The sequence below is a fragment of the Atopomonas hussainii genome (assembly GCF_900109735.1).
Classification (GTDB): Bacteria; Pseudomonadota; Gammaproteobacteria; order Pseudomonadales; family Pseudomonadaceae; genus Atopomonas; species Atopomonas hussainii.
In genome coordinates this window covers 101,974-128,314 of the sequence record NZ_FOAS01000008.1, presented here as the reverse complement: position 1 = coordinate 128,314, position 26,341 = coordinate 101,974, and the positions used below count along the sequence as shown (strand labels likewise).

General features: G+C 57.1%; 23 protein-coding genes. 13 read left to right on the top strand and 10 right to left on the bottom strand.

Features of this window, described 5'->3' with window-relative positions; genetic code table 11:
* Window positions 1-2 precede the first annotated feature (2 nt).
* The 3 genes from BMX80_RS09415 (at window position 3) to BMX80_RS09405 (ending at window position 3,286) form a co-directional block, all read left to right on the top strand.
* Window positions 3-1,139 carry a low temperature requirement protein A gene (locus BMX80_RS09415; protein ID WP_074867569.1) on the top strand — a complete coding sequence of 379 codons (1,137 nt, stop codon included), beginning with the start codon at window positions 3-5 and terminating at the stop codon, window positions 1,137-1,139.
* 20 nt (window positions 1,140-1,159) lie between these two features.
* Entirely contained in the window at window positions 1,160-1,561 is a 402-nt protein-coding gene (locus BMX80_RS09410) for a GFA family protein (RefSeq protein ID WP_074867567.1), read from the top strand.
* A gap of 315 nt (window positions 1,562-1,876) precedes the next feature.
* Window positions 1,877-3,286, top strand: a complete 1,410-nt coding sequence (locus BMX80_RS09405) for a tyrosine-type recombinase/integrase (RefSeq protein WP_074867564.1) — start codon at window positions 1,877-1,879, stop codon at window positions 3,284-3,286.
* Here BMX80_RS09405 and BMX80_RS09400 read toward each other — a convergent pair.
* Together BMX80_RS09400 and BMX80_RS09395 are read right to left on the bottom strand one after the other, a co-directional pair.
* Window positions 3,280-3,573, bottom strand: coding sequence for a type II toxin-antitoxin system RelE/ParE family toxin (locus tag BMX80_RS09400; RefSeq protein WP_074867561.1), 294 nt, complete (start codon window positions 3,571-3,573; stop codon window positions 3,280-3,282). The two genes, BMX80_RS09405 and BMX80_RS09400, sit on opposite strands and share 7 nt — an antisense overlap.
* A complete protein-coding gene (locus BMX80_RS09395; protein WP_074867559.1) occupies window positions 3,561-3,818 on the bottom strand; it encodes a CopG family ribbon-helix-helix protein in 258 nt (85 codons plus the stop codon). The genes BMX80_RS09400 and BMX80_RS09395 overlap by 13 nt, the downstream gene beginning before the upstream one ends.
* Between BMX80_RS09395 and BMX80_RS09390 the strand changes: the two genes are divergently transcribed.
* The 5 genes from BMX80_RS09390 to BMX80_RS09370 all read left to right on the top strand — a co-directional run bounded on the left by BMX80_RS09390 (window position 3,817) and on the right by BMX80_RS09370 (window position 9,496).
* Window positions 3,817-4,077, top strand: coding sequence for a hypothetical protein (locus tag BMX80_RS09390; RefSeq protein ID WP_074867556.1), 261 nt, complete (start codon window positions 3,817-3,819; stop codon window positions 4,075-4,077). The two genes, BMX80_RS09395 and BMX80_RS09390, sit on opposite strands and share 2 nt — an antisense overlap.
* 231 nt (window positions 4,078-4,308) lie before the next feature.
* Window positions 4,309-6,438, top strand: a complete 2,130-nt coding sequence (locus BMX80_RS09385; protein ID WP_074867553.1) for a hypothetical protein — start codon at window positions 4,309-4,311, stop codon at window positions 6,436-6,438.
* Window positions 6,439-6,558: 120 nt separating this feature from the next.
* Entirely contained in the window at window positions 6,559-7,518 is a 960-nt protein-coding gene (locus tag BMX80_RS09380; protein WP_074867550.1) for a viperin family antiviral radical SAM protein, read from the top strand.
* A gap of 635 nt (window positions 7,519-8,153) precedes the next feature.
* On the top strand, window positions 8,154-8,426 hold the full coding sequence (locus tag BMX80_RS09375) for a hypothetical protein (RefSeq protein WP_175474895.1): 273 nt from the start codon (window positions 8,154-8,156) through the stop codon (window positions 8,424-8,426).
* Between the two features lie 101 nt (window positions 8,427-8,527).
* Window positions 8,528-9,496 carry a DUF932 domain-containing protein gene (locus BMX80_RS09370; RefSeq protein ID WP_074867544.1) on the top strand — a complete coding sequence of 323 codons (969 nt, stop codon included), beginning with the start codon at window positions 8,528-8,530 and terminating at the stop codon, window positions 9,494-9,496.
* Between the two features lie 68 nt (window positions 9,497-9,564).
* On the opposite strand, the gene vapC is transcribed toward BMX80_RS09370, so the two are convergent.
* Both vapC and vapB read right to left on the bottom strand, forming a co-directional pair.
* Window positions 9,565-9,969, bottom strand: coding sequence for a type II toxin-antitoxin system tRNA(fMet)-specific endonuclease VapC (gene vapC / locus BMX80_RS09365; protein WP_074867541.1), 405 nt, complete (start codon window positions 9,967-9,969; stop codon window positions 9,565-9,567).
* On the bottom strand, window positions 9,969-10,199 hold the full coding sequence (vapB, locus tag BMX80_RS09360) for a type II toxin-antitoxin system VapB family antitoxin (RefSeq protein WP_074867537.1): 231 nt from the start codon (window positions 10,197-10,199) through the stop codon (window positions 9,969-9,971). The genes vapC and vapB overlap by 1 nt, the downstream gene beginning before the upstream one ends.
* Before the next feature lie 156 nt (window positions 10,200-10,355).
* Here vapB and BMX80_RS09355 point away from each other — a divergent pair, with 156 nt between their 5' ends.
* The 5 genes from BMX80_RS09355 (at window position 10,356) to BMX80_RS09335 (ending at window position 13,365) form a co-directional block, all read left to right on the top strand.
* Complete coding sequence (locus BMX80_RS09355; protein ID WP_074867533.1) at window positions 10,356-11,360, top strand: YqaJ viral recombinase family nuclease; 1,005 nt, start codon at window positions 10,356-10,358, stop codon at window positions 11,358-11,360.
* Between the two features lie 85 nt (window positions 11,361-11,445).
* The gene (locus tag BMX80_RS09350) at window positions 11,446-12,384 is read left to right on the top strand and encodes a recombination directionality factor (RefSeq protein ID WP_074867530.1); all 939 of its coding nucleotides are present in this window, start codon (window positions 11,446-11,448) and stop codon (window positions 12,382-12,384) included.
* Entirely contained in the window at window positions 12,356-12,853 is a 498-nt protein-coding gene (radC, locus tag BMX80_RS09345; RefSeq protein WP_074867527.1) for a RadC family protein, read from the top strand. The genes BMX80_RS09350 and radC overlap by 29 nt, the downstream gene beginning before the upstream one ends.
* Window positions 12,850-13,032, top strand: a complete 183-nt coding sequence (locus tag BMX80_RS09340; RefSeq protein ID WP_074867524.1) for a hypothetical protein — start codon at window positions 12,850-12,852, stop codon at window positions 13,030-13,032. The genes radC and BMX80_RS09340 overlap by 4 nt, the downstream gene beginning before the upstream one ends.
* Window positions 13,033-13,158: 126 nt before the next feature.
* Window positions 13,159-13,365, top strand: a complete 207-nt coding sequence (locus tag BMX80_RS09335; RefSeq protein ID WP_328586310.1) for a hypothetical protein — start codon at window positions 13,159-13,161, stop codon at window positions 13,363-13,365.
* A 105-nt stretch (window positions 13,366-13,470) separates the two neighbouring features.
* Here the strand turns inward: BMX80_RS09335 and BMX80_RS09330 are convergent, their stop codons facing one another.
* The 6 genes from BMX80_RS09330 to BMX80_RS09305 are packed head-to-tail and all read right to left on the bottom strand — an operon-like array spanning window position 13,471 to window position 26,339.
* Window positions 13,471-14,193 (bottom strand): hypothetical protein, encoded by a 723-nt coding sequence (locus BMX80_RS09330; RefSeq protein ID WP_074867521.1) that lies wholly within the window; start codon window positions 14,191-14,193, stop codon window positions 13,471-13,473.
* Window positions 14,190-16,220: a BREX-3 system phosphatase PglZ gene (pglZ, locus tag BMX80_RS09325; protein ID WP_074867519.1), complete on the bottom strand. Its 2,031-nt coding sequence runs from the start codon at window positions 16,218-16,220 to the stop codon at window positions 14,190-14,192. Before pglZ ends, BMX80_RS09330 begins: the two co-directional genes overlap by 4 nt.
* Window positions 16,217-19,024 carry a DEAD/DEAH box helicase gene (locus tag BMX80_RS09320; RefSeq protein WP_074867516.1) on the bottom strand — a complete coding sequence of 936 codons (2,808 nt, stop codon included), beginning with the start codon at window positions 19,022-19,024 and terminating at the stop codon, window positions 16,217-16,219. The genes pglZ and BMX80_RS09320 overlap by 4 nt, the downstream gene beginning before the upstream one ends.
* A 2-nt stretch (window positions 19,025-19,026) precedes the next feature.
* The gene (locus BMX80_RS09315; protein ID WP_074867513.1) at window positions 19,027-21,774 is read right to left on the bottom strand and encodes a DNA methyltransferase; all 2,748 of its coding nucleotides are present in this window, start codon (window positions 21,772-21,774) and stop codon (window positions 19,027-19,029) included.
* 39 nt (window positions 21,775-21,813) lie between these two features.
* Entirely contained in the window at window positions 21,814-22,548 is a 735-nt protein-coding gene (locus BMX80_RS09310) for a hypothetical protein (RefSeq protein WP_074867510.1), read from the bottom strand.
* A 50-nt stretch (window positions 22,549-22,598) separates the two neighbouring features.
* Window positions 22,599-26,339 carry a DUF6079 family protein gene (locus tag BMX80_RS09305; RefSeq protein WP_217641968.1) on the bottom strand — a complete coding sequence of 1,247 codons (3,741 nt, stop codon included), beginning with the start codon at window positions 26,337-26,339 and terminating at the stop codon, window positions 22,599-22,601.
* Between the last annotated feature and the right edge of the window lie 2 nt (window positions 26,340-26,341).

Sequence of the window (26,341 nt, the reverse complement as noted above, 5' to 3'; positions counted from 1 at the left end):
GCATGACCAGCAGCCTCTACCACGCCAAAGAACGCCACGCGACATGGCTTGAGCTGTTCTTTGATCTGGTGTTTGTCGCCGTGATTGGCGTCATCACCCACGACTTAGCGCACACCCACGATGGCCACTTAAGCGCGGCGCAATTGCTGCGTTTTCCGCTGGTGTTCATCCCCGTGTGGTGGATTTGGATGACCCACACGGTGTACGCCAACCGCTTCGATCAAGACAGCCGCGAGCACCGCCTGATTAGCCTCATCATCATGGCTTTGCTGGTGATGCTATCGACCGCCGTCGAAGACAGCCTAAGCGATGGCTTTGGCCTGTTTGTCATGCTGTACGGAGCCATCCGCCTGCTGCTGGCCTTGCTGTATGGCTTAGCCTACCGCCGTCACAGCGAGCAACGCCCGCTGCTACGCACCATCACCTTGGCCATTGCCTTAGGGGGTGCGGTCAGCGCCAGCGCCGCGCTGCTCGACGGGCCACTGCGCTATGCCGTGTTCTATTTAGGCCTTGCCATTGATGTGCTGTGGCAAGTCAGCCAGCGGCGGCAATTGGATTTACTGCCCATCGACCGCCGCCATTTGGTCGAGCGCATCGGCCTGTTGGCGATCATCATTTTGGGCGAGTCAGTGATTGCCATGGTGGCCTCGCTCGACCACGCCCAATGGGATGCCTTCGACGCCGGCTCCGCTGTCACCGGCTTTCTGCTGATTGGCGCAATTTGGTGGATCTACTTCGACAGCTTTCCGCTGCTAGAACGCGCCAAGCGCCTCACCAATGGCAATGTGCTGATCTTCTCGCAGCTGTTTTTGTGCATGGGCCTATTACTGCTGGCCAACATGATTCGCCACGCCATTTTGGGCGATCTTGATCACGCCACCTTTAGCTTGCTCGGTGTCACGGGGCTATGCCTGTTCTATCTGGGTAAGCAGGTGCCGTATTGGTACGCCTTTGCCCCATGGCGACGGGCGATTGTCAGCAACACCTCAGTCTGTGTGGGCATCACAGTAGCCAGCAGCTTTCTTCCCCGAGTTGAGTATTCACTGTTCGGCATGATGCTCGGCATGTTGGTGTATGTCGCACTGACCTTTAAACGCATCTTGTCAGTTGATGTCAGCGACTCTCTCAGCGAGCATTAATCTGAGTTTTGGAGGACACCATGAGCGATCAATACCACGTGCACTGCGACTGCCAAGCCGTCACCGTGACCATGCAAGGGCCACCGCGCGTACACGCCTACTGTCACTGCGAAGACTGCCGCGAACTCCTGCAAGTGCCCTATCACTCGGTACTGGCGTGGGAGGCCGAACAGCTACACATCAGCCAAGGCGCCGATCAAGTGGTGAGTTTTCAACACCCGCACAAGCGCATGCAACGCATCTTCTGCAAACACTGCGGCGAGGTGCTGTACAACACCAACGCGATGGGTTGGAAATTGATCTCACAGCAGCTGTTCAAAAAGTGTCATAACGACACCCTGCCTGCCGGTTTTGGAGCCAATGCGCACTTCTTCTACGACCGTCGCGTGATCGATATTGCCGACAATTTGCCTAAGCGCTAGACAACCGACGCGAAAATTATCCCCTCAAAAACACAAGGCGTAAAAAAACCAGTCACCTTTCAGTGACTGGTTTTTGAGTTTTGGTCGGGACGGAGTGATTCGAACACTCGACCCCTTGCACCCCATGCGCTTATATAGTGAACCTCCATAGATCCTATCGGACACTAGTGGACAGGCTAAAACCTAGTAAATACGGGGCTTACAGAGTAATCTTACATCCACCCGCGTCCAATGACGTCCACCACCAGCTATGCAATTCGGTGGCACAAAAGTGGCACAAAATTCGGGCGCGAGGAATTGTACTAGGGGTAGAGAGTGTCCAAGGTAACGATTAAGCAATTAGAGGCACTGACAGCCCAAGATGACGGCAAGGTCTTCCGTGAGGATGGAGGATTGGTTGCCGAGGTGCGCGCCGGGGTTCGCGGAATCACGGTGCAGTTCAGCTATGAATTCAAGCTGGATGGAGCGCGGACCAGGAAGCGCTTGGGTAGTTGGCCGAAGAAAAGCTTGGCGCAAATTCGGTCTGAACGGGACGAAGCCCGGGTACTCGTCACCAAAGGTCTGCACCCTACCCTTGCCGCCAAAGCAGCACGGATCGAGGCGCAAGCGGCAATCGCCACCACAATTGCTGAAGCAGAGCGTGAAGCCGCAGAAAACAAGACAGTGTCCGATCTGTTTGATGCGTGGATAAGCGACGGTGTCTCCCGCCAGGACGGCAATGCAGAGCTGATCCGCAGCTTCAAGAAGGACGTCCTGCCGCTGATTGGCAAGAAGCCGCTGCGCAACCTTACTGAAAAGGATCTGCTCGCTGTCCTGCGGTCGGTCAAATCTCGTGGCCTTAATCGCACCGTTGTCATCCGCAGCAAAGACATCGGCCAGATGCTGCGCTGGGCCGAGAAACGCAAACCTTGGCGTGGCCTGATGGCTGACGGCAATCCTGCCGACCTAATAGACGTCAACAAGTTGCTCGACCATGACTACGAAGAACAGAGGGATCGACTGCTCTCCCCTGACGAGATTCGAGAACTGAGTGACATCCTCGAACGCCTGGAGAAAGACTACGAAGAGCTTCCTGCTGGCCAGAAGTACTCAGGCATTCGCCCGGTCAACACGCGCGTCCAGTGCGCGCTGTGGATTTGTCTGAGCACCCTCTGCCGAATCGGCGAGCTGCTTAAAGCCGAATGGCGCTTCTTGGATCTGGAGAAAGGCACCTGGTTCATCCCGGCCGAGGCCACCAAAGGGCATAAAGGCAAGCGCCAGGATCACCACGTGTTCCTGTCAGCGTTTTCGGTTGCGCAGTTCAAACGCCTGCAAAAAGAAACCGGCGATACGCCGTTCTGCTTCCCCAGCAAGGATGGTCGAAGCCACGTTGACACCAAGACTGTCAGCAAACTCATCGGAGACCGCCAGTGTCGATTCAAGAACCGCAGCAAGCCACTGGCCGGTCGGCATCATGACGACTCACTGGTACTGAACAAGGGAACCAAGGGTGAATGGACCCCGCATGACCTGCGCCGCACCGGTGCGACCATGATGCAAGAGCTGGGTGTAACGCTGGAAATAATCGACCGCTGCCAGAACCATCTGCTGGGCGGCTCGAAGGTACGTAGGCATTACCTGCATCACGATTACGCCAAGGAAAAAACCGAAGCCTGGAGCTTGTTGGGAGAAAAGTTAGAGTCGATTCTTTCCGGGAGCCCGACAGCTGCTGGCCAACCTCAGTAGCCAGCTTCTTTTTGATGACGAAAGGCCAAAACATAGGCGGTGTCATCTACGCGTTCATAGCGGTACAGCGCGACGTAATCTGATTCACCAAACTCGATGATGAGCTCACGCAGCTCCGGCAGATCTGGAAATGGACGCCCTACTTCCGGGCTTTCCTCCAATCGAGCGAATTGGTGCTCGATTGCCTGTGCAGCACGGCGCGCGACCTGCGGATCTTTATCAGAGAGGAATCGCCGGCAACGTTCCAAACCTTTCGCCGCGCCTTCAGTGACGATCAGTCGTGGCACTTGGGTAGCTCTGCCTCAGCGCCTGTCCCCCAGCTACCAAGCCAGCTACGAGCCTCCTGGCCGGTTTCCTGGTACGCTGCACAAGATGCCAGCGCTTCTTGTTTGAAGCTCTCACGGGCCTCCTCACGCTCGACGTACTGGATAATCGCCTCACGCATGACACAGTGGGATGAGCGCTGGCGCTGGCTGGCCAAATGCTGAATGCGACTTTTCAGATCGCCATCAATCTTGATAGAAGTGGCCATGTTTAGCTCTCTTTTTTTAAAAGGTATTACCTTTGCCATTGCTGTTGAGCTGTATCTGTTTGAGAGCACCGTCGCGGACATTTTGTGGGTGTACGGCGTTACCACCCTTCCGGCATCGCTATCGGCCTGGCGCGTGTCGGCCTACCCGGCCTACCAGCAAACCAAACATAGCGCTATGCGTAGCCGTCAGTCGATGCTCAAAACAATGGGCGACATATCCTTTACGTGGCTTACCGCCTGTCGGTCAGGAGAAAAATAGCTAGGGCTGTAGCCAGTTATGCGAGCTGGCGTCCTTTGGATCAATGCTTGACTAAAGATACGAGCCCATCTAATTTCGCTCTACGCATTACTGCAGTCGGCTACCGAGCTTGATGCTCACGGGCTAATCACCCATCCGCTCCCCTCTGCTGCACGGGAGGTTTCAACTGCAGGCCAGAATCCAATCTGGTGCGTACCTCATGAAACCTAATCCTGATACTGGGAGAAAACCATGTGCAGAATTGATGCCGGATTCGGCAAGTACGACCTTGACGAAAAAGCCGCCCCCTCCGAGCGTTTTATCCAAGCCCTTGACGAATATGAAATCGCAGGGCAACTCCGCTCATTACTAACTAACCACTTCGCCACCACCTGGCAGTACGTATTCAGCTCCGCTAACAGACTGGAAGAGGCGCTGGACCTTGCTCGAAGCCAAGCGACGACGGAGGACCAAGCCGCTGCCGTAATCTCATCCGGCCCGCTGGCAGGGCGCCTGCGCGAGCAGCTATGCGCCCTCATACATAAATATGTCACTGGACGCACCTTAGAAACGCTCGAATTTGCCAAAGACGTAGCCCAAACCTTCTTTCCGCACTCCCCTTACAAGCTGTTTAAAAAGCTCAAACCCTGCTCACAGTATGGTTGGTTCATAACCGCACTGTACGGAAACGAGTACTTTCTCCACAGCGCAGTATTCGATGACCCAGCGCTTATCGCAGAAGGTGAAAGGGAAAGGGTGCAAGTGCTCTGGTCGTGCTTGCCTGCGTGGTCACACGACGAGCAGCAAATCCCGACTGAGTTGGGATCAATTTTCAGCCCTGATACCAAAGCTCTGCTTTCAGTTGCGTCAACACAGCGGCATGCTGGCCCGCCAACACCTGCAGCACACCAATGGCTTCAGAGGGTCAGGTTTCTGGAGGCTTGGGTTAAATCCGATGCTGCTGCCGGCAGACTCCATAATCCGGACAAAGGTGTTTTTCATAATCTAGATACCGAGTTGGAATCACTGCGGTCTGACCTAAAGGCGCTACGTTCAGGCGACAGTGATGTAAAGGCCCTGTGCGAGTCTGCGACAAATTGGCTCAACAACTTGGAGCGGCAGCTAAAAGAAACGCTAGCGATCCACATGGATCTCACCAATGCAGATGAAGAACAGCTTGCTGACTGGGCTAAACAGCTTGATAACTGTGTCTCGGGGCGAATCACTCAGCTGCCAAGCGGTGAGGAGGATGTAGCCGAGCAGCAGCACCTTCGCAGGCTACTCTCCATGCTCTCTTCCGACAAAGCCGAGGCTTGGGCTAAGCAATCTGCCAGCCATGTAATAGCAACACTACAAAGCGGACAGAACTCGTCCCTAAAGAGCAGCAGAAAGTGGTGGGCATCAGACTATTCGGCCAGATGGAAAGCCAAGTTGGAAGCCGAGATCCATGCCTTGGGCGTTAAAGATGCATTGGCCGTTCTATCCTGCTGGCTTTGGCTGCCCAATGAGGCAGCATATCGATGGTGGAACAGCCTGCTCGAAAAGTTGATCCACGACTCCGAATTTCCGTTAGCTCTCACCCCGCAGTGGACTGTTGCCGCTATTGACAGACTGGATGACGAAGTAGTCCTGCCTTACATCGACAAGAGCCTCGGACTGCTGCGCGGCCGACTGTCGAATGCGGCAGAGCCTGATCTGAACAACCAACTCGTTGCACTGTTGAGCAGGCTATCGCATCTAGACCCGCGGAAAGCACTTCGACATCGCCTGATGCTTATGCGCTCGTCGTACGTGCCCTTCGCCGACAAGTCACTATCACGCTTCAGCTCGCTTTACAGCGACAAGGCTGTCAGTTGGTACAGCCCACTGAGTGAGCAAGCTAGGAACTTATGCGCAAAAAAACTCAACGGTACGCCTTATGTTGATCGGCAGGAATGTGAAGCAGCTGAGCAGGCGATCTACCAGTCATTCGCCCTTGATCTTATCGATTTTTGCCTTAGCCGCCTGCGCCTGCGCAAAGGCGAAAAGAAGCCCGAAGATGAACGGTACGCCGATGGCCAGGTGACCGAGCAATCGGCTATCTGGCGTCAAGGATATTTGAAGGCGCTGCTGGAAATCGGCCTTGACCCTAACGGTAAGGCGCATAAAACCGTCTTTTTTACCCGGCAGTTCGACCCTGATGAGAGCGTCCGCGATGTCGCGAAAGAGGCTTATCGCGCCGTGCGCCGAGAAACCAAAAGTAAAAAAAGCGTTCAGGACTTCAAGCGTGGGCTGATCGCCGCTGAATGGTGGCTACTAATGAGTCAGCGGCGCGCACTTGATCTTCCCATAGACCCAGAGGGAGCCCTCAAGACACGTCGCAATATGATGCGTAATCCGTAATCACCCGCAACAAGAACAGTCACGGTGTACTGGAGCCTGATGCTCCTGCTCTGACGCCTCGCGTCCGCCATGCAGAACCTTTTACCGACCGCACGACTGCGGTCGCCAAGGAGTTGACGCATGTCCAAAGATAATTTGATTTTCCCCATCAGCCCTGTAAAAGCAGCTCCCGTCCACGTTGACGCTCTGACCATCAACTGGCACGTGACGGAGGCCTGCAATTACCGCTGCCAATACTGCTATGCGAAATGGACGGACCACCCCTGTCCTCGCGAGCTATTTCACGATCGCGACCGCAGCCAGCAATTGCTGGCGGAGTTGTTCCGGTATTTTCAGCCGACAAACACCAGTAATCCTCTGCGTGATGCCCTCTCATGGCGCACTCTGCGCCTGAATCTGGCTGGCGGAGAGCCATCGATACTCGGAGAGCGCCTGCTCGACATCACCCACGCGGCCAAACAAGTAGGGTTCGAGGTTTCACTTATCAGCAATGCTTCAAGGTTGACATCTGACGTTATAAAGCAGCTTGCACCGCAACTGACCTACTTAGGTGTCAGCCTAGACTCCACGCACTCTGGGACCAACCTTGCAATAGGACGGTTAGAAAGAAGCGGGCAACGGCTGAGTCTAAATGAGCTGACCGCGAACCTAGACTTTGCTCGTCAAGTTAACCCCGCACTCAAGATCAAGATTAATACCGTCGTCAATGCCTTAAATGCCGGCGAAGACTTGAGCGGACTAATCACACGGGTTCGCCCAGAGCGCTGGAAGGTACTGCGGATGCTACCAATAGTTGATGCCACCCTTGCCGTTAGCGACGAGGCCTTTGCAGCCTTTGTGGAAAGACATAGCGCTTTCCGATCAATCCAGTGCGTCGAGGACAACAGCGACATGTGTGAGTCGTACCTTATGGTCGACCCATATGGCCGTTTCTTCCAAAACCAAGCTGCTGGGAAAGGAAGCTACCTCTACAGCCGACCGATTTTACCTTCCGGTGCCGCCGAAGCCTTTTCCGAAATGCGCTTCAACCCGGCCGGCTTTCGCTCCCGTTACACAACAGCACCGGGGGAGGCATCATGAGGAAGTACTGCTCTGACAAAGACTTCGACTTCGTCATACGGTGCCTGCTGCGACACGGGTGGGGTTATCAACGTGGCGGCAAACACGGCAAGTTGACTCACCCCTCTCTCAGGCGGCCCATCACCGTTTCTATTTCACCAAGTGGCCGCCGTAGTTTGCAGCGATTCAAGCAAACTGTTCTGTCTACCCACAACTGTACTGGAGTAACCAAGAGCCAGATGTAACATGTCGCTGGGCGGGCGCAGGCTTCTTACCAGCGTCCGCCAGGCAGCATTCCAGAGTTTTGTCCCGACTCAGCCATCAGCACCGACCGAACAGGGCAGCTTGTGGCTGCATACTTCCAATATGTTGCCGATGGGCTCTTCTTTTAAACCATGCGTTAGAGGCTGAATCGCTCTAGATTCGTAGACACCCTTGAGGGGCCGTTTCTGGGCAATTTTTATCTGTCGCCATCGGCTGCTTCTGGCTGATTTCTGCCCGTCTCATTCGGGATTACGCAGCTGAAAAGCAGCCATCCGATTCAAAAAAATATCAGCCACATATCACTGCTATGACATCCACACCCAAGAGGTTTTCTTATGTCATTGCAGTGTCCGCGTTGTCACTCGCGCAGAGTGGCGTGTTTCCATCAAGCCATGAAGGCTGGCGCCGCGATTGGTACCGTTGGCGGTGCTGCGCGCGGTGTTAGTGCTGCGCTTGCCGGCGGTAAGGCTGGTGGCGCCATTGGCGCTTTAGCAGGCCCGATTGGCGTGCCGCTGGGCACGTTGTCGGGGGCGATTCTCGGCGGCCTTGCCGGTGGTGTTGGCGGCTGTGCGCTTGGCGCACAACTGGGCGAGTCGTTAGATCGGCACGTACTCGCCAACAACCTCTGCCTTACCTGCGGCCATCGCTTCAACTTGCCGAGCTAATCGGCACCCACTCGTCCCTGCTTTCACTTCACACATTAACCCGCCGGTGCTGCGCTTTACGCAGCGCTGTATGCCGGCGTGCACTTAAAGGATTGAATCTCATGGCACATCTTGTCGAAACCATGGCCTATGCTGGCGCAACGCCGTGGCACGGTCTGGGTAATCAACTCACTCGCAAACAACCCATCGAAATCTGGCAGCGTGAAGCCGGTATGGATTGGCAGATTCTGGAAAGCCCTGTGCACTTCAAGGCTGACTCTGTTGGTCACTTGGGCAGTATTCATTCGTTTCCCGGGCAGAAAGTGCTCTACCGTTCGGATACCAAAGCCCCACTGTCGGTGGTCTCGCAGCGCTATCACACAGTGCAGCCGCGTGATGTGTTGGAGTTTTACCGCGATCTCACTCAGGCCTCTGGCTATGAGCTGGAAACCGCTGGTGTGCTCAAAGGTGGCCGTAAGTTCTGGGCGCTGGCGCGTACCGGACAAGGCGCAGCGCTCAAGGGTAATGATCAGGTAAATGGTTATCTGCTACTGGCCACTTCTTGCGACGGCACGCTAGCCACTACCGCCACGCCGACCACGGTGCGGGTGGTGTGTAACAACACGCTGAGCATTGCGCTAGACGGTGTCAGCCATGCGGTCAAGGTGCCGCATAACACCAAGTTCGAACCTAAAGCCGTGAAGCGTCAGCTGGGCATTGCCGTCTCGCAATGGGACGACTTTATGTACCGCATGCGCCATCTGGCCGAGCGCAAGGTGCATTGGCACGAGGCCTTAGGCTATTTCATGAACGTGTTGTGCGAAGTTAACCATTCTCAGCAACTGCCTGAGCAGCTACCCAACGAACGGGCGCTGCGCAAAGTGCAAGCGCTGTATGAAGGTAATGGCTTAGGCAGTCAGCTGGAGTCCGCCAACGGCACCGCTTGGGGCTTGCTGAATGCCGTCACTGAGTACGTCGACCATCAACGCCGCGCACGCAGCAACGAGTACCGCATGGACTCAGCCTGGTTTGGCCAAGGGGCGCAGATCAAACAACGTGCCTTGGATCATGCCTTAAAGTTGGTCGCTTAATAGCCATCACACCAAACCCCCTGATTGCTCGGGGGGCTCAAGCGTTGCAGTGCACAACAGGGTATCGCTCAGGCGTTTACCCAATCCTCCACCCGCAAACCGGGCACCCGCTCAAACTCGCGGAGATTGTTAGTGACCACAATCAGCCCCATCGCCCGTGCATGACCTGCGATCATTTGGTCATACGGGCCGATAGGCTTACCCAGCTTGGCCAGTTCAGCACGCAGCTGCCCTGAGTGCACTGCGGCCTGAGTGTCGTAAGGCAACACCTCAAGGCGCGCAGCAAAACCCTCAACATCGGCCAGATTGCGCTCTGGCTGCGATGACTTTTCCGCTCCATAGATCAGCTCCATCAAGGTGACCGTGCTGATGCACAGCTGCCCTGAGTGACGCTTAAAAGCCTCCCGCACCTGCGCAGGACGGTTCTTGATAGTGAAAATGCAGATGTTGGTATCCAGCATGTATTTGAGCATTAGAACGCATCCCGCTCTTGATCCTCAGGCTGCTCACGCTCAGCCATGAAATCAGCGCTAACCCCCTCACCCTCAAACCAGCTATCCCACGCTTCACCGGCTGGGGTAATGATCCGCGTGCGGCCCACAGCCACCACATCAACCCGTTTAACCCCTTCAGGTAACGCAACGGCTTTCGGCAAGCGCACCGCTTGACTGCGATTGTTCTGAAAAACTGCACCTTGTTCCATCTCACACCTCCACGGGATATGCCGCCAGTATATCCCCATGTAAAACAAAGGGATATACCACAAGTACATCCCACCAAGTCACTACCACTTTAATCCCACAAAGCGCCCGACCAGCCTTGAGCTGGTTGGGCGTTTTCACATCGATAGGTATCCCGCATGAAAACCACGTCACAGCCTGTTAACCCCAGTAAACCCCGCCCCGCCCTGCGCTTGGTCAGCACCAAAGAGCTGCCCCGCGAAGACTGGCTCGCCATTCGTAAGCAAGGCATTGGCAGTTCAGATGCCGCTGCTGCGGTGGGCTTAAACCCTTACAAGTCGCAACTGGAGTTGTGGCTAGAGAAAACCGGTCGTGATGCCGACCTGCCCAAGGCCGACCCTCAAGATGAACAAAGCCCGCTGTACTGGGGCACCGTGTTAGAGCCTGTGGTTGCTTGGCATTACAGCAAACGCATCGGCCACAAGGTACGCCGGGTAAATGCCGTGTTGCAGCACCCTGATCCTGAGTTGCCCTGGATGCTGGCTAATCTGGATCGGGAGGTCATCGGCACTGACGACGTGCAAATCCTCGAATGCAAAACCGCCGGCATCAACGGCGCGCGTTTATGGCAAGACGGTGTGCCGGAGTACGTGCAACTGCAGGTGATGCACCAACTCGCCGTCACCGGCAAGCAGGCGGCCGATGTAGCGGTGCTACTCGGCGGGCAAACGCTGGAGGTTCATCGCATCGAGCGGGATGAGCAGATGATCGCCCGCCTTATCGAGCTGGAACGCCAGTTCTGGCATTACGTGGAAACTGACACGCCACCACCGGTGGATGGCTCCACATCTAGCGATGCCGCGCTGCGTTGCTTGTACCCAGAGGACAACGGCCAAGCGTTAGACCTAAGCCAAAACGCAGGCCTAACCGCAGCCTACGTCGAGCTTAAAGCCCTGCGCCAAATCATTGCCGACAAGCAACAACGCGAAGCTGAGTTGAAGCAGGTATTGCAGCAAGCCATGGGCGATGCCAGCCGGGCCAACTTCACGCACGGCCACATCACTTGGCGCAAAGCCAAAGACAGCATCGGCTTAGACACCGTGCAGATGCTCAAAGACAAACCCTACCTGCAAGCCAAATACCCGCTAGTTAAAGCTGGCTCACGGCGCTTCTTGGTTAACTGAGCGCCAGCCAAACATTCCCACAAACCACTCCCTAAGCCTGCCATGCCCCGCGTGTGGCTGGCTTTTTTGTTATAGGAGCACGCTCATGCTGAAAGGCCTGTCCATCACCCCACCTGTATTGGGGCGTATTTCCATCGGTAAAGTGGTCGAAAAGAACGGCAAGCGCCTGCCTGAGAAAGACGACCAATTCACCATCACTTCACAGATCCAGACCAAAGACAGCTGGCTGATCCACCCCTTAAATGACCAACTTCGCAGCAAACCTGATGACAAACTGCGCAGCATTCCCGTGCGCTTACTGTTCAACGAACCGGAGCTGAACTTCAGGGCCGAATACAGCCTGTTCGACCGGCAAACCGGACGACCACTGTGCGTCGGCAATGGCGAAACCTGCAAGCGCGTGACCGCAAACGGCATTCAAGCGCTGCCCTGCCACTCCCCGGATGCCTGCCCCTTGGCCAAAGGCGGCGCCTGTAAGCCCTATGGCCGACTCAACGTGGTGATTGGTGATGAAGACCCGTTGGGCAGCTTCGTTTACCGCACCACCGGCTTTAACAGCATCCGCACCTTGGCGGCGCGCCTGCATTACTTCCAAGCCATCTCGGGTAACCGCTTGGCCTGCCTGCCGCTGGAACTGCGTCTGCGCGGCAAATCCACCCGCCAGAGTCATGGCTCGCCGATCTTTTACGTCGACCTCACCATCCGCAACGGCATGGACATGGCCGAAGCCCTGCAACAAGCCAGCGAGCTAGACGCTCAACGCCAAGCCAGCGGTTTTTACCAGGCCGCACTGGATAACGCCGCGCAGCAAGGCTTTGCCAATGGCGCGTTTGAAGACAGCGAAGAAGACCTCAGCGCCATCGTCGAAGAGTTCTACCCCGCTGAGGAAGCCCCACAACCAACCGCCATTAGCCAAAGTGCAAAGCCCAGTTTGGCAACCAAATTGGAAGCACAAGCCCACAAACTCACCCCGAACTCAACGCAAGGAGACCGCCATGAAACTGCACAAACTCAAAGCCAGTGATAGCCATGGCTGCTATGTCGTGGAGTCTCCGGTAACCGAAGACGACATCCTGCTGATGGCCAAACAACTGGCCAGCAAACGCCTGCGTAAAGGCCGAATTCTGTCAGGCCCCAAGGAGGTGTTTAGTCATCTACAAGCACTGCTGGCTGACTGCCCGCACGAAGTGTTTGCCTTGTTGATGGTAGACAGCAAGCACCGTGTGATTGCCTTCACTGAGCTATTTCGCGGCACGCTAGATGCCGCCAGCGTCTACCCACGCGAAGTGGTCAAAACCGCACTGGAGCACAACGCTGCTGCGGTCATCTTGGTACACAACCACCCCTCCGGCGACCCACAACCCAGCCAAGCGGACATCACCCTAACCCGCAAACTCAAAGAAGCACTGAGCCTGGTAGACATCCGCACGCTCGACCACATCGTGGTCGGGCATGAGGGTTGTGTGTCGTTGGCGGAACAGGGGCAGTTATGAAAGCACTCGTTCAGCTATTTATTAACACGGTGCTCTCTATCGGCATCTTCGTTGGATGCTGTGCAGTCATAGCCTTGCTGTTAGTCATGCTGCGCTTCCCGCTGCTATTGCTTGCAGTGCTACTCACAGGCTGGATTTGGGTAAAACTGAAATCCCTACTGACGAAGCAATCCAACTAAGCAGGCAGAGCCACAGCCCTAGGCTGTGTGCTCTGTGCTTATTTTTTGCCTCAATGGGCTCATATAAATAGCCAAAAAACTCAAGCAAACGGCAAAATGCCGATTTAAACAGCCACTTATACGCTGATGAAACTGCTCAACACCTACGACGACCGCGATGATGCAGAAGAGGCAGCCTGCAAACTCTCTGGCGAGAAACGCCTAGCCAGTGAGCGCGATGCCACAGTGGTTATCTACAGCCTATTCGGCATACCAAGCTGGGGGAATTTTCATCGCCTGGGCATGTACAACCTAGACGAGCTGAAAAGCCTCTTGGAACGTAGAGCAAGCTGAAGCCAGGCCGATCAAGCACGCCACTCTGAAATCATTGCCACGCTTAATACAGCTGCCAAGAACTATGCCGTAGACTTAGCAGCTCATTGGATTTAACGTTGATGCTCAAGGCTGGTCACGCAAAGCGACGAACTGGTTGTTTGGACCTTCCGACCGCAGGATCAGGTTCGGGCTGTTCGACACCGCGTAGGCTAGTGGCTGCGTCAAGTTGAACGGGAACAGCGCGGGCAGAGACTGCAGGCTGGGCACTGAAACGGGTTTTCCGGCATAGCGCACTGCAGCTTCGATTGCCCACGCAGTCAGCTCATCGTCATCAATTACCACTGGTTGTAGTTTAAGAATGCGTTTAGCTGTTTCATCTCGGGTTAATGCGAGCCAGCTTTCCTGAGACTGAAGCACTCTGGCTACAGCCCTCTCGACCCCACTGCGATCACCGTACTGCTCTGCCATCCGGCGCTGCAGCTCCTTGATCGAAAAATCCCCTTGCAAGGCAAGCAGGCGGCCTGCAGTTTCAGAGGTTTTTCCAAAGAATGGATAGCTGGCTATAGACGCCCCCCATACCAGTGGAAGGACCACTCCTTGTCCTAGTCTCTTGTAGATGTCGATGCCTCGGTTTATGAAATCAGACATGTGCTCAAAAGGCTTGGTGCTTAAGCGCTTGAGAATATCTAGGGTCTTTCGCTGTGATTCGACACCCGGCAGCATGGTGGCAACCTGATCCCTGACAATTTCAATAGATTGTTGGGTCGCTGCGGCATCAAAGGCACTTCGACACCATTCAATGTCTACATACCGATCAAAACCAATAAGTGGCACCTTTGTGGTCATGCCACATCTCCTGAATAACTAACTTTCACAAAGGGTACTATCAACTCTTCGACCGACACCCCGCCGTGGACCACCACCTGCTCGCCCTCCGGCACAAAGGCGGTTCGTCCGCCTGCGAATAGGGGCATGAAGTTCGCGGGTAGTCCAGCGATGTCCAACCTCACTGTGGTGGGATAGGCCGCAGCGGAATCGGCCAGCAACGGCTCACTCCGATAGACCCGCACGCGCTCGCCGCGCGTCTCGGCAATGACGCCCTGGTTAGGCCTGCCGACGCCGGTGGATTCCACGTTGCCGTGGTCCGCCGTGAGGTAGATGTGGTAACCCTTGTCCAGCAGCAGCGAGAACAGCCGGTCGACGAAACCGGTCGACAACCAGTTGCCGATCCACATCGCCACGTCTTTCTTCGACCGCTCCTTGTGGAGCCGGTCGTCCACCTCATCGATGACCAGGCCCACCACCTTCGGGCGCCGGTCGTTCAAGTCCGCCTCAAGCACATCCAGTTGATTGACTTGGCGCAGCGCGCGTCGGTACATCACCTCATTCGAGTTGACGCCTTCGTTCTGCCAGAACGTCTTCCACAAGGATTCCTCCTTGTCCGTCCTGTCGATGGAGTCGTCGAACTCACGCGGTTTCAGGCCGGAGAACAGCGCCTGGCGCGATACCGATGTCACGGTCGGCAGCCATGCGAATGCGGTTCCCTCATCGAACGCGAAGCGCTTGGTGGTGGCGATCAGGCGCTCGCGGATCTGCACCCACTGGTCGAAGGCCAGCCCGTCGAAGACCAGCAGAGCCACCTTGGTTTCCCCTGCGGACCGCCGATGGCGCAAGAAGCGCGGCACGTGGTGCACCATCACGGGGCCTTTGGTCACCGGCTGCAGGATCAGGTCGGCATAATGCTTGGCTGCGACCCAGGCTTGCAGGCGCTCGTCCGATTGCGCCTGCAAGGTCTTGATCCGCTCCCCGATTTTTTTATCAAGAGCCACGGGCAGGTGTTCGCTGCCTTCCGTGCCGGGCAGGCCATGCGTGCGAGCCAGGATCTCGCCGTAGCGCTTGGCGAACTCGCTCCAGTCCTTGTGCGACGAGGCGGCCGTTGGCGTCGTCTCGATCAGGCCATCGATGCCTTTGAGCACCAAGGCCTGCAATGCCGCCGGGTCCTGGACGATCCCGGCCTTGATCCAGCTCGGCATCCCCGCCGGAACGCTGTGCACCGCCAGCGGATGCAAGCTGCCGTCGAGGAACATGGAGTCGACCAGCACCTGCACATCGGAGTGGTCGAACGGAATCTCGATCTTGGCGATGTAATCGGGTGGTGGCGGTTCGCCAGTTCGGGTGCCATCCAGCCCCAGCGTCTTCAGGTAGCGATACCACGCGTCCTGCATGACGCGCAGCAGCGTGCTCTTGGACGCCAACCATGTGGCGACAGGCAGATCCGTGAACAGCCCTTTGCCTTGAATGATGCCTGCCGCGTGCTGGGCGAACAGCGGTGGTAACGAGCGGTTGGCGAAGTGCATCCGCAGCAACTCGCGCCAGAAGTCCACCGGGTTGCGAATCGACCTGGGCGCCAGTTGGTAGACGTGTTCGAGGATGAAGTCCTTCGACTCGTTCTCGCCCCGAGCTGACTGCAACTCGGTCTGGTGGGCATGAAACAGCCCGGCAAGATGCTCCGGCTCGACTTGCTGTACCGTGCTGTAAGCCAGCTTGGGGAACAGATCGGCAAGGCTGAGGCGCACCACACGACCGTGATGCACGATGTCCCACGGCAACGCATTCGCGTTGGCGCTGCGTAGATGCAAAACCAGCGAGGGCGCTGGCCCTTGCTCACCCCGATCCCATGCCGCGCGGTAGCGCTCTTCATATTCCGCGCGGAAGGCAAACGGGTCTTCGTACAGCATCAGCTCGAAGCCGCGACCGCGCAGCTCGGTCAACAGCTTCTCGTCGAGCAACACATCGTCAGGGTCGCACGCCATCCACAGCCGGGTGAGGTCGGCCGTGAAGTGGCTCAGGATGCGTTCCGTCCAAAGGCTCATGTATCACCTCCGACGCGCACCATCATTACGGCATTCAAATCCGGCACGCTGGCCTCCATGTCGTCCAGGGCGGCCATGCGTGCATCGTGTTCCTGCTGCAGCCGCTTGCGCCGGTGCTCTCGCACGGCGGGCAAGCCAATTCGGCCAATCGCCTGACCTCGGGCCTCGAACGCATACACCGCACGCTCGCGCTCTTCCTTCAGCCGGGCGCGGTGTTCGGTCAGCAGCTCGGTGAAGATCCGTTCACCCTGCGTACTGGCAGCCGCATGCGATGCCTCAAACCACTTCACCGATTCCTCGGCACCCGTCACGGCATGTACGTCCACGGTTTCCGTCAGCAGCAGATCCCAGACGCGCTTGGCAGTCGGCACGAAGGGGCGGCCTTCCTCGTTGATGAACACGGGCAGGAAGCGCTTCCGACTCAAGCCTTCAGCCGCCAGACTGATCTCCCACAGCGACCAGATGCCGCGTACCGAATCCGGCAAGCCGGTCACGCGGATCACCGGCAGCGGCTGCCCGGCGACAAAGCGCGGCAGCTCGCTGATCACCGCTCGGGCGCGCGGGTCTTCCATCGTGACCCATTCCAACTCCGGGTTCTCATCCGCCGTGCGGGCGTCAAAACAAGCCTGGGCCGATTCGCTGCCGTCCACCCATTTCACCCGCCATGCCTTGCCAGCCTTGGTGGCCGAGCCGCCGCGCGCAGCCAATCCGCTGGTGATGGCGCGCTCCAACCAGAACTGCGCCGGGTGGTCGCGCCACTTGCGGGCATCGTCGGCATCCAGATCATGTTCGGTGGTGAGCAGATCGCTGTTCTTCTTCGACTCCGCCAAGGTGGATCGCAGCTGCGACACCACCGCGTCGCACTCCTGTTCGATGGCATCCGGGTTCTGCAGACCGTGCACGAACAGCTCGTCGAAGATCGGGTCAGCTTCGACCGAGTCCATCACGTCAGCCGCTTTGTCGACGCCAAACTCCTGCGCGATGACCTCCAGCTTTTCCTCCAGCACCTGGCGCACTCGGTGCTCCACGGTGTCTTCAAGCACGAAGTTGATGGCGCGGACCACATGCTTCTGCCCAATACGGTCCACCCGGCCAATGCGCTGCTCGATCCGCATCGGGTTCCACGGCATGTCGAAGTTGACGATGACGTGGCAGAACTGCAGGTTCAGACCTTCACCACCGGCATCCGTCGAAATCAGTACGCGCACATCCTTGGAGAACACCTGCTGCGCACGGGTGCGCGCTTCCAGGTCCATGCTGCCGTTGAGCGTCGTCACCGAGAAACCTCTGCTCTCCAGGTAATCGGCCAGCATCGCTTGGGTGGGCACGAACTCGGTGAAAATCAGCACCTTCAGCGCCGGGTCGCCTTCTTCCTGCTGCAGCTTGTAGATCAGCTCCAGCAGCGCCTCGGCCTTGGCGTCGGTGCCTGCGGCCTCGGTTTCCCGCGCCAGCTCCAGCAGCATCTCGACTTCGGACTTCTCCAATTCCCAGCCACTGGACTGCATGGCCAGATCCACCTGGGACTGACCATCGAGATCAGCCCACTCGTCAGCGCTGGTGTTCTCGAACAGATTGGCCTGCGGCTGCGGTGCTTCCAGCAGGGCCTGGCGCTTTTCCAGCGTGGTGTGGATGGCTGCCGTGCTGGAGGTCACCAGCCGCTGCATCAGGATCATCAGGAAGCCGATGTGGCGCTGCTTGGCCGCCATGGCTTGGTTGTAGCCGTGGCGCACATAGTCGGTCACTGCTTTGTACAGGCGCTGCTGCGAGCCGTGGCGGGCCTGCCAGGCCACCGCCTGCAGTCGGGTGACACGGGGCTTGAACAGCGGCTGGCCCTCGGCATTGATGGACACACGCTTTTCGGTACGGATCACGAAGGGCCGAACCCGGTCGCGGCTGACACTGCTCTCGTCCGGGAATACCTCGCGGTCCAGCAACTGCATCAAGCGCATGAACTGGTCGGTCTTGCCCTGGTGCGGCGTGGCCGACAGCAGCAAGAGATAGGGCGATGCTTCGGCCAGCGCCGCGCCCAGCTTGTAGCGGGCCACCTGTTCAGTGCTACCGCCCATGCGGTGGGCTTCGTCGATGATGACCAGATCCCACGAGGCCGAGATCAGGTCCTCGAAGCGCTCGCGGTTGTAGGTGTTGAGTTGCTCCAGGCTCCAGCCGCGCCGGCCTTCCAGCGGCTTCACCGAATCCAGCGAGCAGATCACTTGGTCGTGCATGCGCCACAGGTTCTCTTCCTCGCCCGCGCCACCGCTGCGCCACCGGCGGAAGGCCGCCAGCTCGGACGGCTCGATGAACTGGAATTTCTCTCCGAAGTGCAGGCGCATTTCAGCCTGCCACTGGCGCACCAGTCCCTTGGGCGCCACCACCAGGATGCGCTTCACCCGGCCACGCAACTTCAATTCGCGAAGCACCAGGCCGGCCTCGATGGTCTTGCCGAGTCCCACCTCATCGGCCAGCAGGTAGCGGATGCGGTCGCGGCTGATGGCGCGGTTCAGCGCATAGAGCTGGTGCGGCAGCGGCACCACGCTGGACTGAATCGGCGCCAACAGCAGGTTGTCCTCCAGTGCATCCAGCAACTTGGCCGCCGCGGTGGTGTGCAGGATCTGCTCCACGCTCGGGCGCACGCTTTCCAGCGCAGCAAGGTCCGCCGACCGGGCGCGCACCACCGCGTCCTTGGCGGGTAGCCAGACGCGGTAGGCGACCTCGCCCCAAACGTCCTGGCGCTCGATCACGCGGCAGGGCGATGCCTGCCGGATGAACCAGCACCAGTCGCCAATGGTGAATCCGCCGCCGGCCACGTTCAGATCCCGTCTTCGGTACGGGTCAGCGCGAGGTCATAGAGGGTGAGCAGCTTCTCGTCCTCCTGAAGCGCTTCGTCGGGCACCTTCTTCGCGATGTCGATGATCGTCTGGTAGTCCTTATTGCCCCATGCTGCTCTGAAGCCAGCGCGCAGCGCTTCCAGGCGAAACTCCTTCAGACGGCGACCCGTGAACGCTCGATAGTGGTCAAACTCCTTGAGCAATGCCTTCTCGCGCTTCTTCTCCAAGTCCTGTGCCTTGTTCGGGTCGGGCACATACCAGCGGTCTTTCGCCTTTGCAACCAGTGCGGGGCTGTTTTTTTCCAAGCCGCGCAGATCCTTGTGGTTAGTCGAAAGATAACCATGAATCTGACTTGGAACATCACCTGTTCCGTCGTACTGGATGAAGTTATTTTCAAGCAACTCCGAAAGCTCCGGCTTTGATTCATGTTTCTTCCAACCCGCACCGAGCTGACTGATGAAGTCCGTGTGGATTTCCTGATAAGTTGACGGACGCCGTTTCAAAAAATCAGTGAGCCAGTCGATAGCGCTTCGCTCATCAGACACGAACATCTCCATTTGAGGAGCAATAGCAACCTGCATCCGACGCTTGTCATACTCAGAAACCTGCTCTGGCAGAAACACCATGCCGTCACGTTCCACGAATCGCTGGACTAGTCCAGCCTGAAACTCCTGCGATGACATCGGAACTGGGAAATTGTGACGAACAAACCAAGCAATCATTCGATCAAATATTATTCTCGGGTCCCGCTCTGCTACGAATTCAAGATCCCCATTCCTAATTTTTACAGTCGGCAGATATTTGAGGTGGGTGCGCACGAAATCCCAGACTGAGTCCTCACTGCCGCCGGACCGGCCAAATCTCTCTTCAAGCCCACCATTGGGCTTGTAAGCTGAAATAACCAAGTCTTGCTTCACTGCTGTAGTCGTCGTTACCGCCTTGAAGCTTCCTTGTTTCTTGTCAAGTGCCGAAACATTTGCAACAACAAATCCAGCCTCTTGGAGCGCAGTTTGTATGGCATTCCAGACCGTGGCCTGAGTATTCGAAAACTCGACGGTCATCCATCTCCCCGGCTTTAGGATGCGGTTTGCTTCGCTAAAACAAGCGGTCATGAGGTGCCTGTAGTCGTTGATATCTTTCCCTTGCGAGCTGTTTTCGATAGCCTCAAGCTTGTTTTCCGTTTTAACTTTAAGCCAAGCCTCCCACAGAAAACTCAACTCGGAGTACATCAGATTGGAACCAAATGGTGGGTCCAGAAAGATGTAATCTATCGAATTGGAAGGGATACTGAGGCTTCCACTATCCTGGTTTGTCAGGATATTTTTTGAGCCGCCGACAACTGCAGACAGGCCTTTAATCTTCGCTTTTATTTGATTGAACGCGCTATTTTCTTGAGGTGTTGCGCATATGTAGTAGGTTCCTGATGTGGTGCCGCCTTTCCCATTTGCGCGCCATCGATACATCCAACTTAGGTTCAGAAGCGTCGCTGTTACGGCCAACTTCAGTCTTGGGTTTTTACATTTCGAGAGATAAGCGCCAAGCACCCAGTTCGCCCTCTTTGGAACGATCTGGTGAACTCGAGTGACTCCTATGGAGCGAAGTCTCCCGATCTCTTTTCCATCAATGACATTTTCTGTGGGAACCCAATACGGGACAGGTGTCGATTCAATTTTCTCAATTAGCCTACGATCAGAATCGTCCGGCTTCTTTTCAAATCTCTTTCCGCCAATCGTGTAGTTGATTAGAACGGGGACACGCTTAGGCTGCCGCTCTGTTGATTGCGAGTCAGGGTCCACGCTCGTAACCCAAGCCCGCTCCATGCTTCTCTTAGATAAATTTGCGGAACAGTGTGGGCACGGAAATTCATCTTTTACCTCGGCAGCAGAGCGATCGACTGCGGCATCCCAAAAAACAACCTCGCTTGTGCACTCTGGACAAAGATAAACATCCGACCACACCGTATAGTTAATCCTCGCTGTGCGTCCATCTGTATGCTTTGTTTCATAGAGCCATCCACACTCGGCTTCCACTTGGCTCAATATGTCGTTCGCTTCTGCTTCAAATGCGCCCGCATCTCCTGGAGTGTTGTAGTTGTGCGCAATGAATGCAGCAGCTGGCGATAAGTCATTGAGAATTGCACGCCGCACACCGAGCCGTGAGAACGGCTTCCAAACTGCGCGACCATCCTCTCTATCTGGTGCCAGTATTTCACCGTTAGCCTCAACCCTGTAACCAAGTGACTGAACGACCGCACGGTCTCCGCAAAGATGCGCAGCCACTCCGGTCATACCTGTTCCACAAAAACCATCAAAGACAAGGTCGCCAGGCTGCGTGTAATGCAGGATGTACCGCATGATTGCTTTATGCGGTACTTTCGTGTGGTAACTGTGCGCGTTATAGATCGGATCGTTCTTTCCCTCGCTCACATCTGCAGCGAATGGTTCCTTGCTGTAAGGCACGCTTGGATCGTAAGGCTTCCCTAGAAAGGAAATGAAATCGCCAACAAATGGATTGGGACACGCTGTGTAATACGGCGGGTCCGATAGCGCCAGGATGTCTGCGTCGCCTCCGTTCGGAAAGCCTTTTGTTTTCCGGAACTCGCGATCTTGTAGCGTTTCCTTCAAACGGCCCAGATAGTGCTCGCGCCTAGCCTGCTCACTTGGAAAGCGTTGACCTAAGCACTCAACCGGTGCGTCATTGGTTTTTTGTTCTTTAAAAAGATCACTCATTGCCGCGCCTCTCAGTTACATCAAGTCGATTAGTCCATATCAAAGTTGATTCAGCCAAGCTTTATATGAGGCCTGATCACCCGAGAAGACTTTTGAAAAATTAATGTCGAACACGTAGAAGACATCAAGCCGAGTGGTATGCACCACAAAAAATGCAGGCGCTCCTACAGCTTTCGTCAGGGAGCGAAACATCGACTGATGAAGACTCCATCGTTGAAATATTTGCGTGAGACTGTTTTTCAAATGACTTTCGTCCTGTAGCTTCCCGGTAATCTCCAGAATCGCTCTGATCTCACCATTACGTATCTCAAAGTAATCAATATCTCTGCACTTACATGCCCAATCGAGCTTGTAATGCCAGACGCTGTAAGGTGGCAGCGATGCCGGATACTTTGGACCTTGCGCCTGCCTGTTTGACATTGCGGCGCCATTCAGCCCCTGAAGAAAATTGATGTACGCCAACTCGTTGAGGCACTGATAATTCGTGGCAGAGAATGGGTGCGGATGAAGGTGAAACTCTTTCATTCCTGCATCACAAAAGACAAGAAAGGCTGGATGTACCGAAGCAAGCTGACTCATCACGCCAAGACGCAGAGCTGTATTCGGCCAAGCAGTTGCTCTGCTTTGCGGAATCTGCGCAGATGTTTTAGCCGAGTCATTTATGTCGAAGAAGCCGACAACTACATCTCCCGAACCAAGATTCCGTATCTCTACGTAGATGTCGTCGACGTAATCCAACGAATGCATAGAGGCTCTGAAGTTCGCGTAACTCATGAATGAATTTCCCTGTTAAGTGAAAGATGGAAAAATGTTCATGGATACGCTTACTCAACCACGAACCGAAGCTTAGTTGAGTCCTTGCCTTTGCAGCGCTCGTTGACAAAATTGTCGAAGCGCTTGCGCAGATCGTCCGGCGTGGCCGGCGAGCCGCCTTGCAGCAGCGCCTGCTTGATCTCATCGCCCTTGACAGCGATCTTCTCCAGCCCCGACAGCGCCTCTTGTACGGCATTGGCGAATTCAGTGGTCATCGGTTCCGGCAGCTTGCGTGAGGTCAGGAAGGCGTCGATAAGCTTCTTGGACGCGGGCGGCAAGAGGCCCAGGCTGTCCTGCGTGAACGGGTCTTCCAGGTTCTCCAGCAGGGTCTGCTGCCAGTTGGCCAGCAGTTCGTCCAGGTCGTCATCCAACTTGTGCAGGCGGTTGGCCGCCGGGATCAGTTCCAGTTGCTCGGCAGACGGGCGGAACTGGCAGTGCGGGCAGACGGCGGCCGTGATCAGGGTCGGCTCATCCAGCGAGGAACAACTCTTCAAGCCGTTGAGCGATTCCTCGAACGCGGTGAGCTGACTGGTGGGCATCAGCGACACACCGGCCAACACGCGCAGCGCCAGCAGGCGGTCGTCCTTGCGCAGGGCGTTGCGGGTCTTGTCCTCGGCCACGCCCAGCCGCGCCTTGCTGTGGCTGGCGATGTAGGCGGTGATGTAATCCTTCTTGAGTTGGTTGAGCGTCTGCCGGTATTCGGCCGCGTGCTCGGCGGTGCGGTCCTGGCTCAGCTTGTCCTGCAGGGCCTTGCGGGCCGCCTCGGCCTGCTTCACCCACGGGTGCTCGGCGGGCAACACCATCTCGGCCTGCGAGAGGTAAGACGCCGTGCTGCCTAGTTCCGCAACCAGTTCGAGCAGTCGCTCGACGGCGGCCAGGATCTCCAGATTCTTCTTCTGGCCGTCCAGGTCTTCCTGCGTGACGCGCAGGTTCTTGAGTTTGCCGACGGTGTTGTACGGCGCCAGCGACTCGGTGAACTTCTTCAGCGAGTCCAGCCGTCCGTGCCAGTCTTTGGCTTCTTCTTCGCGCAGCAGGTTCTGGCCCCAGAAGCCGAGCTTGCCTTGCTGCAGGTCGGAACCGGCCTTGAGCACGCGCGGCACCAGCGCACTGACTTTCTCCTGCAGTTTGATGACCGGCTCGGTGTCGCCCTGGCTGGCCTTCTGGGCTAGGCCGGACGGCAGGTCGAACAACTCAAACAAGGCACGCAGCACCGCGAGGTTGATCTCCTTGGGTGCCTCGACGTGCTTGAACTGCTTGAGCTCTTCCAGCGAACGCTCTGCAAGCTGCACCAGCTTGCCGGAGTCGATCTTGTCGCCGGTGATGGACAGCACGATGTCGCCGGAGTAGACGAGACCACCCAGCACGGTGACCAACAGGTCGGGCTCCAGCCGGTATTTGATCGGCGCGAAATACTCGACGTCCGATGTGCCCGACAGCAGTTCGCTGCGGTTGAGCACCTGGCCGTGGCCCTTGGCCTTGAGGCGGTTGAGCACTTCCTGCGCGTAGCGGGAATTGGCCGGATCGACACGGTCGCCATCGAGCAGTTCCAGTGCGTCGAGGATGGCAGCGGCATCCTTGGTGCGGGTGCCACCCGCCAGTGCGCGCAGTGCATTGCCCACCAGTTGCTTGCGGTTGGCCTCGGTGACCAGCACCGAGAAGGTGGGGTACTCGGGCGAGATGTCAGCAAAGCGCTGGCCCAGCGCCAGGCCAGAGACGATGTTCACCACGTCGCGGAAGTTGATGCGCTCGTCCGGGCCCAGTCGCGCACGGTCGCGCAGGGACACGCCCTTGGACCAGTCCTGCAGCGTCTTGGTCTTGCCCTGGTAGGTGACCTCGAAGGCGGTCATCTGCTTTTCCTGCAGCCACTTGCTCATGGACCGCAGCGAGTCCTGGGCCTTGGACAGGTAGATGGCCTTCGCGCCACCGCTGGCGGTGGACGCCAGATCCAGTGCAGCCGCGTATTGCGACAGGTAGCGCTTGTAGTCCTCGTCCGGCGACTTCAGGCGGAAGAACACTTCGTCCGCCAGGTTGTTGTCGCTGAACTTCGGCTTGTCGAATGGCTGGATGAAGTAGATGTAGAAGTCGCGCTCGGGCTGGGCCGTGGGGCGATCATTGGGCGCCCCAAAGAACAGGTAGCCCATGCGCTCGACACGACGTTCCTGCCACTCGATCTGGTATTGCCAGATCTGGAAGCCGGGGTAGCGCAGATCGTCGCTGCACTCCATCAGCGCCTTGATGGCGCTGTAATAGGCGCGGTCCAGCGCGTCGTCGGACAGGGCTTCGGCGCGTTTTTCGATCTGCGCGTCGTAGTCAATGTCCTTCTTGAGGTCGAGGTAGTACTGCTCGGTGTCCGGCGCCTTAGAGATGAACTGGCCGTTGACGGTCTTCAGCACCTCCCGCATCACGGTCTGCACCATCGACAGCAGGTTCTCGGCCGGGTCGCCCGGCATATCTTCCACGCCCGGCTGGAACAGGCAAAGGGCGTCACGCAGCTCGGCAGCCGTGGGGCCGATGGGCACATGGATGTCGCCGCCCGTGGTCAGGCGGTGCACGGCCAACGCGTTGATCACGCGCAGCGCCATGGCTTTGTAGGCTGGGCGCGTGAAGGCTTGCTGGACCCGCGACTCCAGCACTTCGGACACGCGCATGACTTCTTTGATGTTCGGGTCGGCGCGCAGGACCGAGTTGGCTTTGACGGTGTTCCAGAAGCTCTCGTAGCTGATGAACAGCGGTTTGTCGGCAGGCACTTCCTGGTCGAGGATGGCCAGCATGGCGGCCTCGATGGTCTTGAGCGCGCCGCGCTTCTCGGTGAAGTGAATCTGCTCGAAGGTCTTCAGGTAGTCCGGGTGGACCGGGAATAGCCGCACATACTCGTCCATGCGCTCGTTCATGGAGCCATAGAACTTGGCGAACGGCGTCAGGTACTCGCGAATCTTGTTCTGCTGGTCAGCCGTCTTCTTGAGCAAACGCGCAGAGACGACGAAGCTGACGTCCTGACGGTCGATCAGGATCTGAGTGAAGCGCTCGTTGACCCGGCGCATGCTGTCGGCCACATGCTGAAAGCGCACGCTGTCGAAGATGGCCTCCTGCACACCGGCCACGAAGCGGAACTTCAGGTGCTTGGTGACTTCGCCGATCTGACGGAGGATGGCCAAGTCCTGCACCAGTTCGTGGTCGCGACGGGACTGCAGGTACTCCAGGAACTCATCGACCACCAGCAGCATGCCCTGGTCCGGGAATTTCTCCGCGAACGCGGCCATCATCTCCTCGAAGGAGTCCTTGTTGTTGAGCTCTTTGTCGGCGGTCGGGAAGGTGTAGTCGACACCGAGCTTTTCAAGGAAGCGCTCAAGCTGCAGGGTGATGATCTGGCGCAGGGTCATCTGCAGCCCGCCCACCTCGATTCGCAGCACCTTGAAGCGGCCAGCAATCGGGGCAACCGCCTCGGCGACCTTGGGGTGGCGGATCATCGGCGCGTAGGCCGCATCCTCGGCCACCAGCGACAGCACCGACATCAAGTGCGACTTACCAGTGCCGTAGTTGCCGACGATCAGCACGCCCTTGTGATCGACAGAGTCGTCGAAACTGAGCTGGGGAACCAGGAGCTTGGAGATCCGCTCGGCCATGTCGTCGGAGATGACATAGGTCGCGACGAGCTTCTTGGCCTCGTCCGGGCGCCCGGCATCGAGCAACTGAATGACTGACTCGATCTGCTCGAACTGAATCAGATCTCCATATTTCATGTTCTTGGCCATAT

Excerpts from the sequence above, each read along its gene's own strand:
- BMX80_RS09415 (WP_074867569.1), top strand. The coding sequence starts at position 3 with ATGACCAGCAGCCTCTACCACGCCAAAGAACGCCACGCGACATGGCTT.
- BMX80_RS09315 (WP_074867513.1), bottom strand. The coding sequence starts at position 21,774 with ATGAGTGATCTTTTTAAAGAACAAAAAACCAATGACGCACCGGTTGAG.
- BMX80_RS09330 (WP_074867521.1), bottom strand. The coding sequence starts at position 14,193 with ATGACCACAAAGGTGCCACTTATTGGTTTTGATCGGTATGTAGACATT.
- BMX80_RS09370 (WP_074867544.1), top strand. The coding sequence starts at position 8,528 with ATGGCACATCTTGTCGAAACCATGGCCTATGCTGGCGCAACGCCGTGG.
- BMX80_RS09355 (WP_074867533.1), top strand. The coding sequence starts at position 10,356 with ATGAAAACCACGTCACAGCCTGTTAACCCCAGTAAACCCCGCCCCGCC.
- BMX80_RS09350 (WP_074867530.1), top strand. The coding sequence starts at position 11,446 with ATGCTGAAAGGCCTGTCCATCACCCCACCTGTATTGGGGCGTATTTCC.
- pglZ (WP_074867519.1), bottom strand. The coding sequence starts at position 16,220 with ATGAGCCTTTGGACGGAACGCATCCTGAGCCACTTCACGGCCGACCTC.
- BMX80_RS09410 (WP_074867567.1), top strand. The coding sequence starts at position 1,160 with ATGAGCGATCAATACCACGTGCACTGCGACTGCCAAGCCGTCACCGTG.
- BMX80_RS09385 (WP_074867553.1), top strand. The coding sequence starts at position 4,309 with ATGTGCAGAATTGATGCCGGATTCGGCAAGTACGACCTTGACGAAAAA.
- vapC (WP_074867541.1), bottom strand. The coding sequence starts at position 9,969 with ATGCTCAAATACATGCTGGATACCAACATCTGCATTTTCACTATCAAG.
- BMX80_RS09375 (WP_175474895.1), top strand. The coding sequence starts at position 8,154 with ATGAAGGCTGGCGCCGCGATTGGTACCGTTGGCGGTGCTGCGCGCGGT.
- BMX80_RS09340 (WP_074867524.1), top strand. The coding sequence starts at position 12,850 with ATGAAAGCACTCGTTCAGCTATTTATTAACACGGTGCTCTCTATCGGC.
- BMX80_RS09395 (WP_074867559.1), bottom strand. The coding sequence starts at position 3,818 with ATGGCCACTTCTATCAAGATTGATGGCGATCTGAAAAGTCGCATTCAG.
- BMX80_RS09335 (WP_328586310.1), top strand. The coding sequence starts at position 13,159 with ATGAAACTGCTCAACACCTACGACGACCGCGATGATGCAGAAGAGGCA.
- BMX80_RS09380 (WP_074867550.1), top strand. The coding sequence starts at position 6,559 with ATGTCCAAAGATAATTTGATTTTCCCCATCAGCCCTGTAAAAGCAGCT.
- BMX80_RS09305 (WP_217641968.1), bottom strand. The coding sequence starts at position 26,339 with ATGGCCAAGAACATGAAATATGGAGATCTGATTCAGTTCGAGCAGATC.
- BMX80_RS09390 (WP_074867556.1), top strand. The coding sequence starts at position 3,817 with ATGTTTAGCTCTCTTTTTTTAAAAGGTATTACCTTTGCCATTGCTGTT.
- radC (WP_074867527.1), top strand. The coding sequence starts at position 12,356 with ATGAAACTGCACAAACTCAAAGCCAGTGATAGCCATGGCTGCTATGTC.
- vapB (WP_074867537.1), bottom strand. The coding sequence starts at position 10,199 with ATGGAACAAGGTGCAGTTTTTCAGAACAATCGCAGTCAAGCGGTGCGC.
- BMX80_RS09310 (WP_074867510.1), bottom strand. The coding sequence starts at position 22,548 with ATGAGTTACGCGAACTTCAGAGCCTCTATGCATTCGTTGGATTACGTC.